Raw genomic sequence first — 13082 nt, forward strand, 5'->3', positions numbered from 1 at the left:
ACGCCGAGGTCAGCGCGACTCGGTGAGAGACAGCGCGAAGAGCAGCTCGGCGCGGGTCTCCGCGTCGGCGAGGTTCTTCGCGAGCACTCGGCCCGCGGACTCGACGTGTGATCGGAGCGTGTGCCGGTGGATGCCGAGGGAGCGCGCGGCTGGGTCCCACTGACCATTGTGCCGCAGCCAGGCCCGAAGCGACGGGGTGAGGCGCGTGTCGCTGTGCGCATCGTGGTCCGCGAGCGGTGCGAGGAGCGCGCGGGCCATGGTGCGGACGTCGTCCCGATCGAGAAGGGCGCGCAGCCCGCCGTCCACGACCGCGTCGAACGAGGTGACGGATGCCGCTCGCTCGGCGCGCTCGAGAGCAGCCGCCGCCTCGCGAGACGCGACCGCGGCCGAGCTCGGGGTGGCGAGGGTCGAGAGTCCGACGGCGATGCGGTGCTCGTCCGAGAGCCACGTCGCCCACGAAGTGTCGGGGTCGAGCACGACGAGGCGATCGTCATCGCGCGCGACGAAGAGGTCACGGCGCGCCAGCAGCTCGGCTCTCGCGCGAGCATCGTCGCGCAGCATCCCCACGATGAAGGTGTCGGCGAGAACGCCAGGCCCCGCGAGATCGACGGCGAGTGCGACGTCTCCAGCACGGAGGCTCTGCCAGGCTCCGGTACGCAGATGAAGCGCGGCCTCGGCGAGCGAGCGCTGGCGTTCGAGCGACATTCCCGCCAGCGCGATCACCGCGGCGACCACGCCCTGTGCGGCGTGATCGAGCGGTCCGTCGATCGCGAGGATGCCCCGCAGGTCACCGCCGCGTCCGATCGTCTGCAGGAGAACGCCGTTCTCGGTGGCGCCTGCCGCGCGGACGTCGCGCGCCAGCATCCGCTCGGCCTCAGCCGTGACAGTCTCGTCGTGCCCAGCCGTCGGGTGAGCGTGCAGCCGGTGGCCACGCGCGTCGAACAGTGTCACAGCGCGTTCGAGCCGTCTACCGAGCTCGGCGACGCTCTCCGCGAGGCCGTCGTCGCGCATCGCCGCAAGGGCGATCGTACGCTGGGCGTCCGCAGCCCAGGCGGTTCTTGCCTGCGCCTCGGCGGCGACCAGGTCTGCGACGTACCGGATGACCGCGAGAAACGGGGTGCGATACGGTACATCGAACAGCGGCATCCGCTCGCGGGCGCACGCGTCGATCAACGCCTGCGGAACCTCACTGTAGACGTTCGAGCCGAATCCGATGGCGCGGATGCCGAAGCGAGCGAGTCGCGCGACGTAAGCATCTGCGGCGCCCACATCATCGCCGAGCTGGCGTCCGGTCGTGAGCACGACGTTGCCCTCGCCGAGAAACGGGGTCGGGTCGTCGAGGTCGGTGCCCGTCACCCACGTGATGCGGCGGTCGAGAGGATGCTCGGCAGACGACGTCACCTCGGTTGACGACGTCACCGCGGCGCGCGCTGTTGCCGCGACGGGCGACATCGCCTCGGCGGCCGGTGCCGCATCGGCAAACGTCGTCAGCAGCCGCAGCCCGAGGTCGCTTCGCGCCAGCAGACGCCGAACGGTGATGGCCATGGTTCTGCCATTATGCACTGCATTCTGAGGTTGACGCTCCAAAATGGCACGTTACGAGCCCGGCCGCGGTTCTTAGCATGGGGACAACAGCGCGAACGGGTGCGCGACCTCGATGCGGAGAAAGCCATGACCATTGCAGAACCGACCATCACCACGGGTGGGCCCGCGCTTCCACAGGAGCGCCGACTCGTCACAGGCATCCCCGGACCTCGCTCCACCGAGCTGATGCAGCGCAAGCAGAGCGCCGTCGCGGCTGGCGTCGGCACCACGATGCCCGTGTTCGCCGCGGCCGCGGGAGGCGGTGTCGTCGTCGACGTGGACGGAAACTCACTCATCGACCTCGGCTCCGGAATCGCCGTCACGGGCGTCGGCAACGCGCATCCTCACATCGTGGATGCCGTCGCGGAGCAGGTGGCGAGCTTCACTCACACGTGCTTCATGGTAACTCCCTACGAAAGTTACATCGCGGTCGCTGAAGCGCTGAACCGGGTCACGCCCGGCGATCACGCCAAGCGCAGCGTCCTCTTCAACTCGGGCGCCGAGGCCGTCGAGAACGCGGTCAAGATTGCGCGCGCCCATACTGGACGGCAGGCCGTCGTCGCCTTCGACCACGCCTATCACGGACGCACGAACCTCACGATGGCGCTCACCGCGAAGGCCATGCCGTACAAGCGGGGCTTCGGCCCGTTCGCTTCCGAGATCTACCGCGCGCCCGTGTCGTACCCGCTGCGTGACGGCGGTCTCAGCGGCGAACAGGCCGCGCGTGCTGCGATCGGGCGCATCGAGAAGCAGATCGGCGGCGACCAGGTGGCCGCGATCATCATCGAACCGATTCTCGGTGAGGGCGGCTTCATCGTGCCCGCAGACGGGTTTCTGCCGGCGCTCGCGGCGTGGGCTCGCGAGAACGGCGTCGTGTTCATCGCCGACGAGGTGCAGACCGGTTTCGCTCGCACGGGGCGCATGTTCGCGTGCGAGCACGAGGACGTCGTGCCCGATCTCATCACCACGGCGAAGGGCATCGCTGGCGGACTGCCGCTGTCGGCGGTGACCGGGCACGCAGAGATCATGGATGCCGTTCACACCGGCGGTCTCGGCGGAACGTACGGCGGCAACCCCGTCGCCTGCGCGGCGGCGCTCGCCTCCATCGACGCGTTCGAGAACGAGGGACTCTGCGAAGCCGCGGACCGCATCGGGGACATCATCGTGCGGAGGTTCCGCGACATCGCGGCATCCGACCCCCGTGTGGCTGACGTGCGCGGGCGGGGCGCCATGATCGCGATCGAGTTCTGTGATGCCGAGACGGGGGAGCCGGATGCCGCTCTCGCCACGCGCGTCGCGAAGGCAGCTCACGCCCAGGGGGTCATCGTGCTCACCTGCGGAACCTTCGGCAATGTGATCCGCTTTCTGCCGCCGCTCACGATTCCCCTCGAACTGCTCGTCGAGGGACTGGACATCGTCGCGACCGCGCTGCGCGACGACTCGCAAAGCTCCGCACGGTGATCCGTCGCGGTGAGAACGACACGTAAGGAGAGACCATGATTTCAGAGAAGGACCTGCTCGCGAAGGTGCCGACCGGACTGTTCATCGGCGGGGAGTGGCGCGACGCACCCGAGACGTTCGCCGTCGAGGACCCGTCGACGGGTGAGACGCTCGTCGAGATCGCCAACGCCACCGTCGAGGACGGCAAAGCCGCGCTCGATGCCGCCGTCGCGGCGCAGGAGGAATGGGCTGCGACTCCGCCGCGCACGCGCTCGAACATTCTGCGTGACGCCTTCGACCTCATGCAGGAGCGCCGCGACGAGTTCGCCCTGCTCATGACGCTTGAGATGGGCAAGCCCCTCGCCGAGTCGAACGGTGAGGTCACGTACGGCGGCGAGTTTCTGCGCTGGTTCAGCGAAGAGGCCGTGCGCATCACGGGTCGCTACGGTCTGAACCCGGAGGGCACGGGCCGCATGGTCGTGTCGCAGCACCCCGTCGGCCCCTGCTTCCTCATCACTCCGTGGAACTTCCCGCTCGCGATGGCCACCCGCAAGATCGCTCCGGCGCTGGCCGCGGGCTGCACGGTCGTCGTGAAGCCGGCATCCCTCACCCCGCTCACGACGCTGCACTTCGCGAAGCTGCTCGAGGATGCTGGGCTGCCGAAGGGCGTCGTGAACGTCGTGACGACGAAGCGCACCGGACCGGTCTCCGACGCCATCATCGAAGACCCGCGACTGCGCAAGCTCAGCTTCACCGGCTCGACCGGCGTCGGGCAGGACCTCATCGCGAAGTCCGCGAAGAACGTTCTGCGCACCTCGATGGAGCTCGGCGGCAACGCGCCGTTCATCGTGTTCGACGACGCCGATCTCGACAAAGCGGTCGACGGTGCGATCGCTGCGAAGTTCCGCAACATCGGTCAGGCGTGCACGGCGGCGAACCGCTTCATCGTGCACGAGGCCGTCGCCGACGAGTTCGCCCGCCGTGTGACCGAGAAGGTCACGGCCATGCGGATCGGCCGCGGCACCGAAGACGGCGTCACGATCGGACCGCTCGTGAACGACGCGGCGGTCGAGAAGGCCGATCGCCTGGTTCAGGATGCCGTCGAGCACGGCGCCCAGCTGCTCCACGGAGGCAAGCGCGTCGAGTCGGAAGGGCACTTCTACGAGCCGACCGTCGTCGCGGGTGTGCCGAGCGAGGCGGAGATCCTGCGTGAGGAGATCTTCGGACCCGTGCTCGCGATCGCGCCGTTCTCGACGGAGGACGAAGCAGTGGCGATGGCGAACGGCGTCGAATACGGGCTCATCGCCTACGCCTTCACTGAGAGCCTTGAGCGCGGACACCGCATGATCGAGCGTCTCGAGTCGGGCATGGTGGGCCTCAACGCGGGCGTCATCTCGAACGCGGCCGCACCGTTCGGCGGCGTGAAGCAGTCCGGGCTCGGCCGCGAGGGCGGCCTCGAGGGCATCCACGAGTACCTCAACACCAAGTACACGATGATGCCGGCCTGACAGCACGGCGGCGGGGTCACGAGCCCCGCCGCCAGCGGCATCCGTCCATCGCAAAGGAGCGAGAGCAATGTCACAGTCAACCCAGACCGCACCGGCCGCTACGCCTCACGAGGGCCGCGCGACCCTGCAGAACTTCATCGGCGGACGCTTCGTCGCCGCCGCAGGTAACGACACCATCGACGTCGTGAATCCCGTGACCGAAGAGCGCGTGGCGGTCTCGCCCGTGTCGGTCGAGAGCGATGTGGATGCCGCCTTCGACGCGGCGCGTGACGCCGCGGCATCCTGGGGTCGAACCACCCCCGGCGAGCGTCAGGCCGCTCTGCTCGCGTTCGCCGACGCGCTCGAAGCTCGTGCCGACGACATCGTCGAGGCGCAGCACCGCAACACGGGGCAGCCGAAAGAGACCATCCGCGTTGAGGAAGTGCTGACCGGCTGCGATCAGATCCGCTACTTCGCCGGCGCTGCACGCGTGCTCGAGGGCGCCGCGGCGGGGGAGTACTTCGAGGGGCACACGTCCTACGTGCGACGCGAGCCGATCGGGGTCGTCGCCCAGGTGACGCCGTGGAACTACCCCTTCATGATGGCGGTCTGGAAGATCGCTCCGGCGATCGCGGCCGGTAACACCACGGTTCTGAAGCCGAGCGACACCACGCCCGAATCGACGCTTGTGCTCGCCGACGCGAGCCGCGGAGTGCTGCCCGACGGCGTGCTGAACGTCATTCTCGGCGACGCTTCCACGGGCGAGCTCATGACGGAGCATCCCACTCCCGGCCTCGTGGCGATCACCGGCTCTGTGCGGGCGGGCCGCCAGGTCGCGGCATCCGCGTCGAAGCGCCTGCACCGGTCACACCTCGAGTTGGGCGGAAAGGCTCCCGCGGTCGTCTTCGCCGATGCTGACCTCGGTGCCACGGCCGACGCGCTCGCCGAGTCGGGGTACTTCAACGCGGGGCAGGACTGCACCGCCGTCACGCGTGTGCTCGTGCACGAATCGGTGCACGACGAGTTCGTCGATGAGCTGGTGCGTGCGGCAGAGGCGACGAAGACGGGCACGGATGCTGATGCTCTCTACGGTCCGCTCAACAACGCGGGGCACCTCGCGAAGGTGCAGGCCGTGATCGATGCGCTGCCTGATCATGCCACGATCCGCACCGGCGGTCGGCGAATGGGAGAGCGTGGCTTCTTCTATGCGCCCACTGTCGTGACGGGTGTGCATCAGGATGACGCATGCGTTCAGGAGGAGACCTTCGGGCCGGTGATCACTGTGCAGGCGTTCAGCGACGAGGCGGAGGCGGTCGCACTGGCGAACGACGTCGACTACGGGCTCGCGTCGAGCGTCTGGACCGCAGACCACCCTCGAGCCATGCGTCTCACCCGGGATCTCGACTTCGGCTGTGTGTGGGTCAACACGCACATCCTGCTCACAGCCGAGATGCCGCACGGCGGGTTCAAGATGTCCGGCTACGGAAAGGACCTCTCGATGTACGGCCTGGAGGACTACACCCGCGTGAAGCACGTGATGCACGCGCTGGGCTGAGCGGTCTATGACCAACGCCACAGCGTGCACGGCTGTAGCGATTTTCGAACGATTCCGCGGCATTCCGGAATCGGCGTCGACTCGAGTAACTCGGGATCATCCCAGAGCGTGCACTCGACCGCGTTCATGAGTATTTCGCAATCGCAATACGCTCCGCGCTTTCCCATCCCCGCCTCGAAACGGGTGGCGCGGGGAACGCGTAGATCCCGATATCGAGTTGCCCAGCGGAGTCCGTCGCACCCGTATTCGAGCATGCGATAAACAAAGCAGATCAGGCATTCGTCAGGGCGCGGTGCGGTCAATGCCTCGGCAGTGCGCGCGACAAAGCCCTCTGCCTCACTAATAGCTGTTTCATTCATAGACGCAGTGCACCATGAGCATCTGACATCGACATCGCGTCTCACAATTGACGCGTTATAGGCAATTGACCGTGTGCCACTTTGTCCGCTCTCAGAGCGCCCGGAGGTAGGACAAAGTGGCACACGGTCGCGGGGTCGCTCAGCGCGTCACGGATGCGGGGTCCCCCGGCGCGTCACGGTCGCGGGGTCGCTCAGCGCGTCATGGCTGCGGCAGCACCTCGAGGAACGCCTTCATCCAGGTTCCGTTGTCAGGCCACGCACGTGCACTCACGAGGTTGCCGTCGACGACAGCGCCGCCGTCCTCGAAGACACCGCCCGCGGTCTCGACGTCGACCGCGAGCTGCGGGTACGCGGATGACGTCCGTCCGTTCAACACCCCGGCGGCGGCGAGGATGAGCGGCCCATGGCACGTCGCCGCGACCGGCAGATCCTTCTCCATGAAGTGCCGCACGATGCGCTGCGCATCCGGGTCGTTGCGGATGTACTCCGGCGCACGACCACCGGGCACCACCGCGGCAACATAATCGTCGGGGTTCACGTCACGAAATGCGACGTCCGCAGGCCAGTGGTGGCCGGGGCTCTCCGTGTAGGTGTCGAACCCGTCGACAAAGTTGTGCACCACGAACTGCAGCTTCTTCTTCTCCGGCGCGGCGATGTGCACCTCGTAGCCGGCCTCCTGAAGCCGATGGTAGGGGTAGAAGACCTCAAGGGTCTCGGCGGCATCCCCAGTGAGAATCACGATCTTCGACACGATATACCTCCCAGACAGGCGGCGGAGCCGCGCCCACGGCGGCTCTCGCACTCATTCTCGGCGATTTCTGACCCCGCGACAAGAGGGGGAGAGGACGCCGCGTCTCAGAACGCTCCGAAAGCGCTCCGCACCTCGGCTGCGTCAGCGGAAGTTGATGAACTGCAGATCGATGTCGAGATCGGAGTTCTTGAGCAGCGAGATCGTCGACTGTAGGTCGTCGCGGCTCTTCGACTGCACGCGCAGCTCATCGCCCTGGATCTGGCTCTTCACACTCTTCGGCGCCTCATCGCGGATGATCTTCGAGATCTTCTTCGCCTGGTCGCTCGCGATGCCGTTCTTGAGGCCGACTTCGACGCGGTACTCCTTGCCGCTCGGGTACGGCTCGCCCGACTCGAGGCTCTTGAGCGAGATGCCGCGCTTGATGAACTTCGACTGCACCACATCGAGAATCGCCTTGACGCGCTCCTCGGTGTTGGCCTTCAGCAGGATGCTCTCGCCCGACCACTCGACCGACGGGTCCGTGCCCTTGAAGTCGTAACGCTGCGAGACCTCTTTGCGGGCCTGGTTGACGGCGTTTTCCGCCTCCATCTTGTCGACTTTGCTGACGATGTCAAACGATGAATCTGCCATGCAGACATGCTAGCCCGTATCAGGATGCCGGGGTGGAACCCAGCCGAGTCGTCCGGCACCTACTTCACGGCTCTGTTCCTCGCGATGAGTCTGCGAAGTCCTTCCCAGATCAGCGCTCCGATGAAGATCAGGACTCCCACGACTGCGAGCCACTCAATCCCCTTCGCAAGCAGCCCGATCACGGCGAGTATCACCCCGATGATCAGAAGCGCGACGATGAGGCGTCCCATTGCTTCCTCCATCCCTCGGTAGCGCCGAGTCTCCCCCGCCCGTGACGTCCTGTGAACCCCCTCGACCGAAACGGCAGCTGCTGTTAGGGCCAGCGTGTGAGCAGCGGGTATCAGGATGCCGCGGCGGCGTCACGTGTCTGCGCGAGCTCGACGACCCGCAGCATCCTCTGCCACCATTCGGGCGCGAAGCACGGGTAGGCGCCCTCGCGAAACACGAACATCCACTCGCCGAGAACCTCGATCTCGTAGGCGCCGCTGCTGCCGACGAGCAGCTCGAGCATCTCGGACGTGACGACTGTGTTCGGATCAGCCTCGAAGCCGGGTGGGCTGAAAGCGACGAATGGTGCGGATGCCGTGGCGGGTGCGAGCATCCTCTGATTCGGCTTGAGGCCGTACAGCAGCTGAAGGCTGAAGGGCCCCGTGCTCGGAGTGGTCGTGAGATACATCTGCGGGCGGGGCGACGGCAAGCGAATCGCGACGTAGTGCCAGCGGTTGAGCTTTGTGCTCTTCAGACGCCACGTGCGGAACTCGAGGTTCGCGGCATCGAAGAAGTCCGCGCCATTGCGGAAGATGCGCTCGGTGGCCGTGTGCAGGAGGCCCATGTGGAAGATCCGCCCGGCGTACGGCAGGGTCGACGCGTGAATGTTCATCCCCCAGCCGTTCGCCTTCGCGAAGCGCGCGAGTCGCAGCCACTCGGGCCATGAGGCAGGGTGAGACTTCGTGGGCGGCTTCCGGAGGAACACGATGCCGATGAAGATCGCCACGCACATGACGATCAGGAGCACTCGCGTGATCCAGTTGCCGATGATCAGCACCGGAATCGCGATGACGCCGAGCGCCAGTGCTGAGACCAGCCTGACGTTGCGCGGCGAAGCGTCGGGGTTCGCCGCGCTCTCGAGATCGCCGTAGCGGCCGGTCTGGGCGTCACTGCGGAACGCCTCGGCGTCTTCAGCGCTGGGCTCCTGCAGCAATGGGCCGAAGTTCACGTCAGTCTCCTTCACAGCAGGCCGAACAGGATGCCGATGAGCACGGCACCTCCCACGACGAGTACGGTCGGCAGCAGTCGCGAGCGCGCTGTCAGGCGTTGACCGCCCGCGGCGACGTTCGGCTCGGCCCGGTCGCGGCGGTGCGGCTGTCGGTGTAGCGCTCCGTGCGTGAGAGTGCCTTGGCGCCCACAACGTCGACGATGCTGAGCATGCGGCGCCACTGCGCCTCGTCGCGGGGCTCGAACGGCGTCGTGCTGTAGAAGAACAGCCAATCGTCGACGATCTCGGCGTCGTATACGGCGACGTTGTCGATGAGGAGCGCCATGAGATCGGGGGTGAAGACGTAGAGGGCATCGCGCTCGTACTCGCGAGGGCAGTACAGCGTGAAATAGCGGTCGAAGTCGCCCTCGAGCGAGAGCACCTGATCGCGGGCGACGGTCATCGGAAGGTTGCTGCCCACCACGGGGTTGTTCCCTCTGGAGTCGAGCACCATGTGCGGAAGGTTCCGCTCGAGCCTGATCGCGATGTAGTGCCACTGGTGGCGCAGGAACACCTTCGTCGTTCGCTCGATGAACGTGTAGTTGCCGATGTCGAAGCTGCGGTCGCCGCTTGCGGTGGTGCGGTCTTCGGCGTTGCCGGCGAAGTTGGGGAAGATCAGACCTGGGTACCTGAGACGCGAGGTGGCCGGTTCGAAGCGCCAGCCGTTGGCGAACGCGAACTCCGCGAGGGCGAAACGCTCCTTCCAACGATTCAGGTTCGGTCGCACATAGAACCAGCCCCCGATCGCGGCGCCACAGAGAAGTGCCGCGAAGATGACGATTGCGGAGACCGCGGTGAACATCGGATCGGCGTCTGGCTCGAACATCTTCGGCACCACGATGAACAGGCCGATGACGCCGAAAAGGATGAAGCCGCCGATGAACGTCGACCATTCCTTCTCGAGCCCGCGGAGCTTTGTGGAGTCCTTTCCGAAGACGCCAGCCTTCACGTCCGCCATGAAGGCGGCGAGCTGACCGCGGTGGGGATCCACCTGGAGAGGACGCAGATCGACGGAAGCGGGCATAGCTCGATCATTGGAAATCGACAGGTGGGAGGAGCGGAAGCGTCGGTTCGCGCGCGTGGCGCTCAACGACAGGCGGATGCACGCGCATGCAGCGCTGCTTGTCAACCACTCGCGCGCTGACCGCCCTGAGTTTTAGCGTCAGAGCATGCAGACTGGATGGCGTGTGGTGCGAGCGGCGGCGACCCTGATCGCTGTGCTGGCGCTCACGGCCTGCTCGCTGCATATGCCCACGGACCCGTACGGAAGTCTTGAGCACGCGCGCGGAGGAACGCTGCGAGTCGGCGTCTCGCCGAACGGTGACCTCGCGGTCGTCGAGGAGAACCACGTGAGCGGAAGCGAGGCCGAGCTCGTCAAGGGGTACGCGAAGAGCATCGACGCGAAGATCGAGTGGACCGTCGGAAGCGAGGAAGCACTCGTGCGCGGTCTGGAGACGCAGCAGCTCGACATCGTGATCGCGGGCATCACCGACACGACTCCCTGGGCTGAGCGCGCGGGCATGACTCGTCCCTACCGCAGCATCACCGCGGACGACGGGTCGACGCTCAATCTCGTGATGCTCGTGCCGATGGGAGAGAACGCTCTGCTCAGCTCGTTGGAGACCTACCTCGACTCGCAGCGGGAGAAGAAGTGATCAGCGCGTATTCGCGGGTCGTGCGCGAGCTGCCAGAAGAACAGGACCGCGCCCTCAAGAAGGCGGTTCGGCTCGAGTGGCTCAGCATCGCGTTCACGTCGTTCACGGTCACGATCGTGTTCTTCGTGCTCGGCAATTCGCAGGCGATGAAGACCGCGTGGGTCGAGGACATGCTCTCGACGACCCCGCAGATCGCCTTTCTCGTCGCCGTGATCTTCATCGGGCGGAAGGCGACGAAGAAGCATCCTTACGGCTACCACCGGGCGATGGGCGTCGGCCACCTCGTGGCGGGCGTCGCGCTCGTGCTCGTGGCGACGAACCTCATCGTGGAGGCGGTCACCTCGCTCGTGAGTGCCGAGCACCCGACGATCGGCACTGTGCTCCTGTGGGGGCACACGGTGTGGCTGGGCTGGCTCATGATGGGCGTGATGGCGCTGATCGCTACGCCTCCCGTGCTGTTCGGGCGGGCGAAGAAGAAGATCGCACCCAAACTGCACAACAAGCTGCTCTACGCGGATGCCGACATGAGCAGCGCCGACTGGACCACCAACGTCGGCTCGATCGTGGGCGTCGCAGGCATCGGAATCGGGCTGTGGTGGCTGGACTCCGCCGCGGCGCTGTTCATCGCCGGCGGCATCCTGTGGGACGGTCTCCGAAACACCAAGTCAGCGGTGCTCGACCTCATGGATCAGCGTGCGACGACGTATGACCAGAAGTCGACGCACCCCATCATCGGCAAGCTCCATGAGCACCTGCTCTCGCTCCCGTGGGTCGTCGACGTCGGATCGCGTGCGCGTGAGGTGGGGCAGGTTCTTCACGTCGAGACGTTCGTCGTGCTGAAGGGCGACTCGTTCTCAGATCAGAAGCTGCACGACACCGCTGTGCAGTGCCAGAAGCTCGACTGGCGGGTCGAAGACCTCGTGCTGGTGCCGGTCATGGAGGTGCCGGACTACGCGACGACGCCCTCGGATGCAGAGAGTCAGTCGCGCGGCCAGACCGTGTAGTGGATGGTCTGCGCCACGATGAGCCCGTCGACGACGTGGAACGAATCTGCGCCGTCGCGGACGATCTCGTCTTCGCCGGTCGCCGTCCACTCGAGAAAGCCGTACTCGCGCTCGACGACGGTGCGGTTGTAGGCGAAGTCGCCGGTCTTCACCGCCTCGGCGAGCAGAGCGGCCGATTGCCGGATGCCGTCGTGGCCGCGGAACGTGCCGAAGCCCGACAGAATCAGAATGCTCTCGTCGAAGTTGTGGGCGATGTCGGCCTCGAGTTCACCCTCGAGACGCTTGATGAGGTGATCGTGGATGACCTCAGTGGGTGTGCGTGTCATGTCTTCCTCCCGATACGACGTCTTTCCAGCGTGACAAGGAGGATGCTTCGCGCGACAGCCGTTGACAATGAGGATGCTCCGCGCAGCGGGGCGTGCTCAGCCCGGCGCGATCTCTGAGACGGCGTCGGAGAGCGCCTCGCGCACGGCGACCACTCCGGGGCGGGTGGCGTTCGAGGGCCTCGCGGAGGTGAAGACATCGCGATGGGGACTTCCGGGGAGATCGACGAGATGCACGGACGGCTCTTCGCCCGCCCACACGAGGTCGGGGAGAAGACCCACGGCGTTGCCGCTGCGGATCAGCCGGATGTGCGCCATGAGGTCGGCTGTCTCGAAGCGTACGTCGGGTTCGAAGCCAGCCCCGCGGCAGAGCTGCAGCGCCCAGCTGCGCGAGGCGGTTCCCTCCGGCTCCATGACCCAGGGGCGCGTGCTGACGGCTGCCGCGAAGCTGCCGGCCGTGGCGCGCGGTGCGTCCGCGGCATCCGTCTCCGGTGGCATCGCCAGCCTGATCGCGTCGCTTCCGAGGGGTACACGGTCGAGGTCCGGGCGCAGCGCGCGCGTGTGACCGGGGTACTGCTCGGCGATCACGAGGTCGAAGTCGCGGGCCGACACCTCGAACAGCGCCGCGTCGGGCTCCCGCTCGACGGTGATGACGCGGAGGTGAGGATGCCTCTCGGCGACGAGTGAGATGGCGCGCGGGATGATCGCGTGCGCGGCGGACTGGAACACCGCGAGCCGCACGGTGCCCGAGACGCCCTCGAGTGTTCCGGACACCGCGGCCTGTGCGGCGTCGAGGTCGTCGAGCAGACGCGCCGCGTGCGCCGCGAGTACCTCGCCCTGCGGGGTGAGAACGACCCGTCGCCCCGCTTTGCGCACGAGGGAGACGCCCGTCTCGCGCTCCAGCTGCGCGAGCTGCTGTGACACGGCGGACGGACTGTACGACAGGGCTTCGGCGACTGCGGAGAGCGTGCCGCGCAGCTTGAGCTCGTGCAGCACGCGGAGGCGTCGCATGTCGAGCATCCATTCACCTCTTTTCGTT

General features: G+C 66.5%; 14 protein-coding genes. 5 read left to right on the plus strand and 9 right to left on the minus strand.

From position 1 onward, the window contains the following. Nucleotides 1-9 precede the first annotated feature (9 nt). Nucleotides 10-1545 (minus strand): PucR family transcriptional regulator ligand-binding domain-containing protein, encoded by a 1536-nt coding sequence (locus ACSAGD_RS01040; protein ID WP_437583857.1) that lies wholly within the window; start codon nt 1543-1545, stop codon nt 10-12. Between the two features lie 126 nt (nt 1546-1671). Here ACSAGD_RS01040 and gabT point away from each other — a divergent pair, with 126 nt between their 5' ends. The 3 genes from gabT to ACSAGD_RS01055 all read left to right on the plus strand — a co-directional run bounded on the left by gabT (nt 1672) and on the right by ACSAGD_RS01055 (nt 6066). After that, on the plus strand, nt 1672-3045 hold the full coding sequence (gene gabT / locus ACSAGD_RS01045; RefSeq protein ID WP_437583858.1) for a 4-aminobutyrate--2-oxoglutarate transaminase: 1374 nt from the start codon (nt 1672-1674) through the stop codon (nt 3043-3045). Nucleotides 3046-3080: 35 nt separating this feature from the next. Then, nucleotides 3081-4532: an NAD-dependent succinate-semialdehyde dehydrogenase gene (locus ACSAGD_RS01050; RefSeq protein ID WP_437583859.1), complete on the plus strand. Its 1452-nt coding sequence runs from the start codon at nt 3081-3083 to the stop codon at nt 4530-4532. A 67-nt stretch (nt 4533-4599) separates the two neighbouring features. Beyond that, complete coding sequence (locus tag ACSAGD_RS01055; RefSeq protein WP_437583860.1) at nt 4600-6066, plus strand: aminobutyraldehyde dehydrogenase; 1467 nt, start codon at nt 4600-4602, stop codon at nt 6064-6066. 5 nt (nt 6067-6071) lie between these two features. Here ACSAGD_RS01055 and ACSAGD_RS01060 read toward each other — a convergent pair whose 3' ends face one another. The 6 genes from ACSAGD_RS01060 to ACSAGD_RS01085 form a co-directional block, all read right to left on the minus strand. Next, nucleotides 6072-6425, minus strand: coding sequence for a DUF2695 domain-containing protein (locus ACSAGD_RS01060; protein WP_437583861.1), 354 nt, complete (start codon nt 6423-6425; stop codon nt 6072-6074). Nucleotides 6426-6624: 199 nt separating this feature from the next. Further along, nucleotides 6625-7176: a DJ-1/PfpI family protein gene (locus ACSAGD_RS01065; RefSeq protein WP_437583862.1), complete on the minus strand. Its 552-nt coding sequence runs from the start codon at nt 7174-7176 to the stop codon at nt 6625-6627. Between the two features lie 141 nt (nt 7177-7317). Further along, a complete protein-coding gene (locus tag ACSAGD_RS01070) occupies nt 7318-7806 on the minus strand; it encodes a YajQ family cyclic di-GMP-binding protein (protein ID WP_437583863.1) in 489 nt (162 codons plus the stop codon). A 59-nt stretch (nt 7807-7865) separates the two neighbouring features. After that, the gene (locus ACSAGD_RS01075) at nt 7866-8036 is read right to left on the minus strand and encodes a hypothetical protein (protein ID WP_437583864.1); all 171 of its coding nucleotides are present in this window, start codon (nt 8034-8036) and stop codon (nt 7866-7868) included. 110 nt (nt 8037-8146) lie between these two features. Beyond that, nucleotides 8147-9022 carry a hypothetical protein gene (locus ACSAGD_RS01080; protein WP_437583865.1) on the minus strand — a complete coding sequence of 292 codons (876 nt, stop codon included), beginning with the start codon at nt 9020-9022 and terminating at the stop codon, nt 8147-8149. Nucleotides 9023-9113: 91 nt separating this feature from the next. Further along, on the minus strand, nt 9114-10085 hold the full coding sequence (locus ACSAGD_RS01085; protein ID WP_437583867.1) for a hypothetical protein: 972 nt from the start codon (nt 10083-10085) through the stop codon (nt 9114-9116). Between the two features lie 145 nt (nt 10086-10230). Between ACSAGD_RS01085 and ACSAGD_RS01090 the strand changes: the two genes are divergently transcribed. Together ACSAGD_RS01090 and ACSAGD_RS01095 are read left to right on the plus strand one after the other, a co-directional pair. Then, nucleotides 10231-10716 (plus strand): transporter substrate-binding domain-containing protein, encoded by a 486-nt coding sequence (locus tag ACSAGD_RS01090; RefSeq protein ID WP_437583868.1) that lies wholly within the window; start codon nt 10231-10233, stop codon nt 10714-10716. Continuing rightward, a complete protein-coding gene (locus ACSAGD_RS01095) occupies nt 10713-11720 on the plus strand; it encodes a cation diffusion facilitator family transporter (protein WP_437583869.1) in 1008 nt (335 codons plus the stop codon). The genes ACSAGD_RS01090 and ACSAGD_RS01095 overlap by 4 nt, the downstream gene beginning before the upstream one ends. Here the strand turns inward: ACSAGD_RS01095 and ACSAGD_RS01100 are convergent. Beyond that, complete coding sequence (locus tag ACSAGD_RS01100; RefSeq protein ID WP_437583870.1) at nt 11696-12046, minus strand: nuclear transport factor 2 family protein; 351 nt, start codon at nt 12044-12046, stop codon at nt 11696-11698. The two genes, ACSAGD_RS01095 and ACSAGD_RS01100, sit on opposite strands and share 25 nt — an antisense overlap. A 96-nt stretch (nt 12047-12142) precedes the next feature. Beyond that, on the minus strand, nt 12143-13063 hold the full coding sequence (locus tag ACSAGD_RS01105) for a LysR family transcriptional regulator (protein ID WP_437583872.1): 921 nt from the start codon (nt 13061-13063) through the stop codon (nt 12143-12145). Between the last annotated feature and the right edge of the window lie 19 nt (nt 13064-13082).

This window comes from Paramicrobacterium salitolerans, from assembly GCF_051513965.1.
Lineage (GTDB): Bacteria > Actinomycetota > Actinomycetes > Actinomycetales > Microbacteriaceae > Paramicrobacterium.

Coding starts and splice junctions, on each gene's coding strand:
- gabT (WP_437583858.1), top strand. CDS start 1,672: ATGACCATTGCAGAACCGACCATCACCACGGGTGGGCCCGCGCTTCCA.
- ACSAGD_RS01100 (WP_437583870.1), bottom strand. CDS start 12,046: ATGACACGCACACCCACTGAGGTCATCCACGATCACCTCATCAAGCGT.
- ACSAGD_RS01040 (WP_437583857.1), bottom strand. CDS start 1,545: ATGGCCATCACCGTTCGGCGTCTGCTGGCGCGAAGCGACCTCGGGCTG.
- ACSAGD_RS01105 (WP_437583872.1), bottom strand. CDS start 13,063: ATGCTCGACATGCGACGCCTCCGCGTGCTGCACGAGCTCAAGCTGCGC.
- ACSAGD_RS01050 (WP_437583859.1), top strand. CDS start 3,081: ATGATTTCAGAGAAGGACCTGCTCGCGAAGGTGCCGACCGGACTGTTC.
- ACSAGD_RS01090 (WP_437583868.1), top strand. CDS start 10,231: ATGCAGACTGGATGGCGTGTGGTGCGAGCGGCGGCGACCCTGATCGCT.
- ACSAGD_RS01085 (WP_437583867.1), bottom strand. CDS start 10,085: ATGCCCGCTTCCGTCGATCTGCGTCCTCTCCAGGTGGATCCCCACCGC.
- ACSAGD_RS01070 (WP_437583863.1), bottom strand. CDS start 7,806: ATGGCAGATTCATCGTTTGACATCGTCAGCAAAGTCGACAAGATGGAG.
- ACSAGD_RS01060 (WP_437583861.1), bottom strand. CDS start 6,425: ATGAATGAAACAGCTATTAGTGAGGCAGAGGGCTTTGTCGCGCGCACT.
- ACSAGD_RS01055 (WP_437583860.1), top strand. CDS start 4,600: ATGTCACAGTCAACCCAGACCGCACCGGCCGCTACGCCTCACGAGGGC.
- ACSAGD_RS01075 (WP_437583864.1), bottom strand. CDS start 8,036: ATGGGACGCCTCATCGTCGCGCTTCTGATCATCGGGGTGATACTCGCC.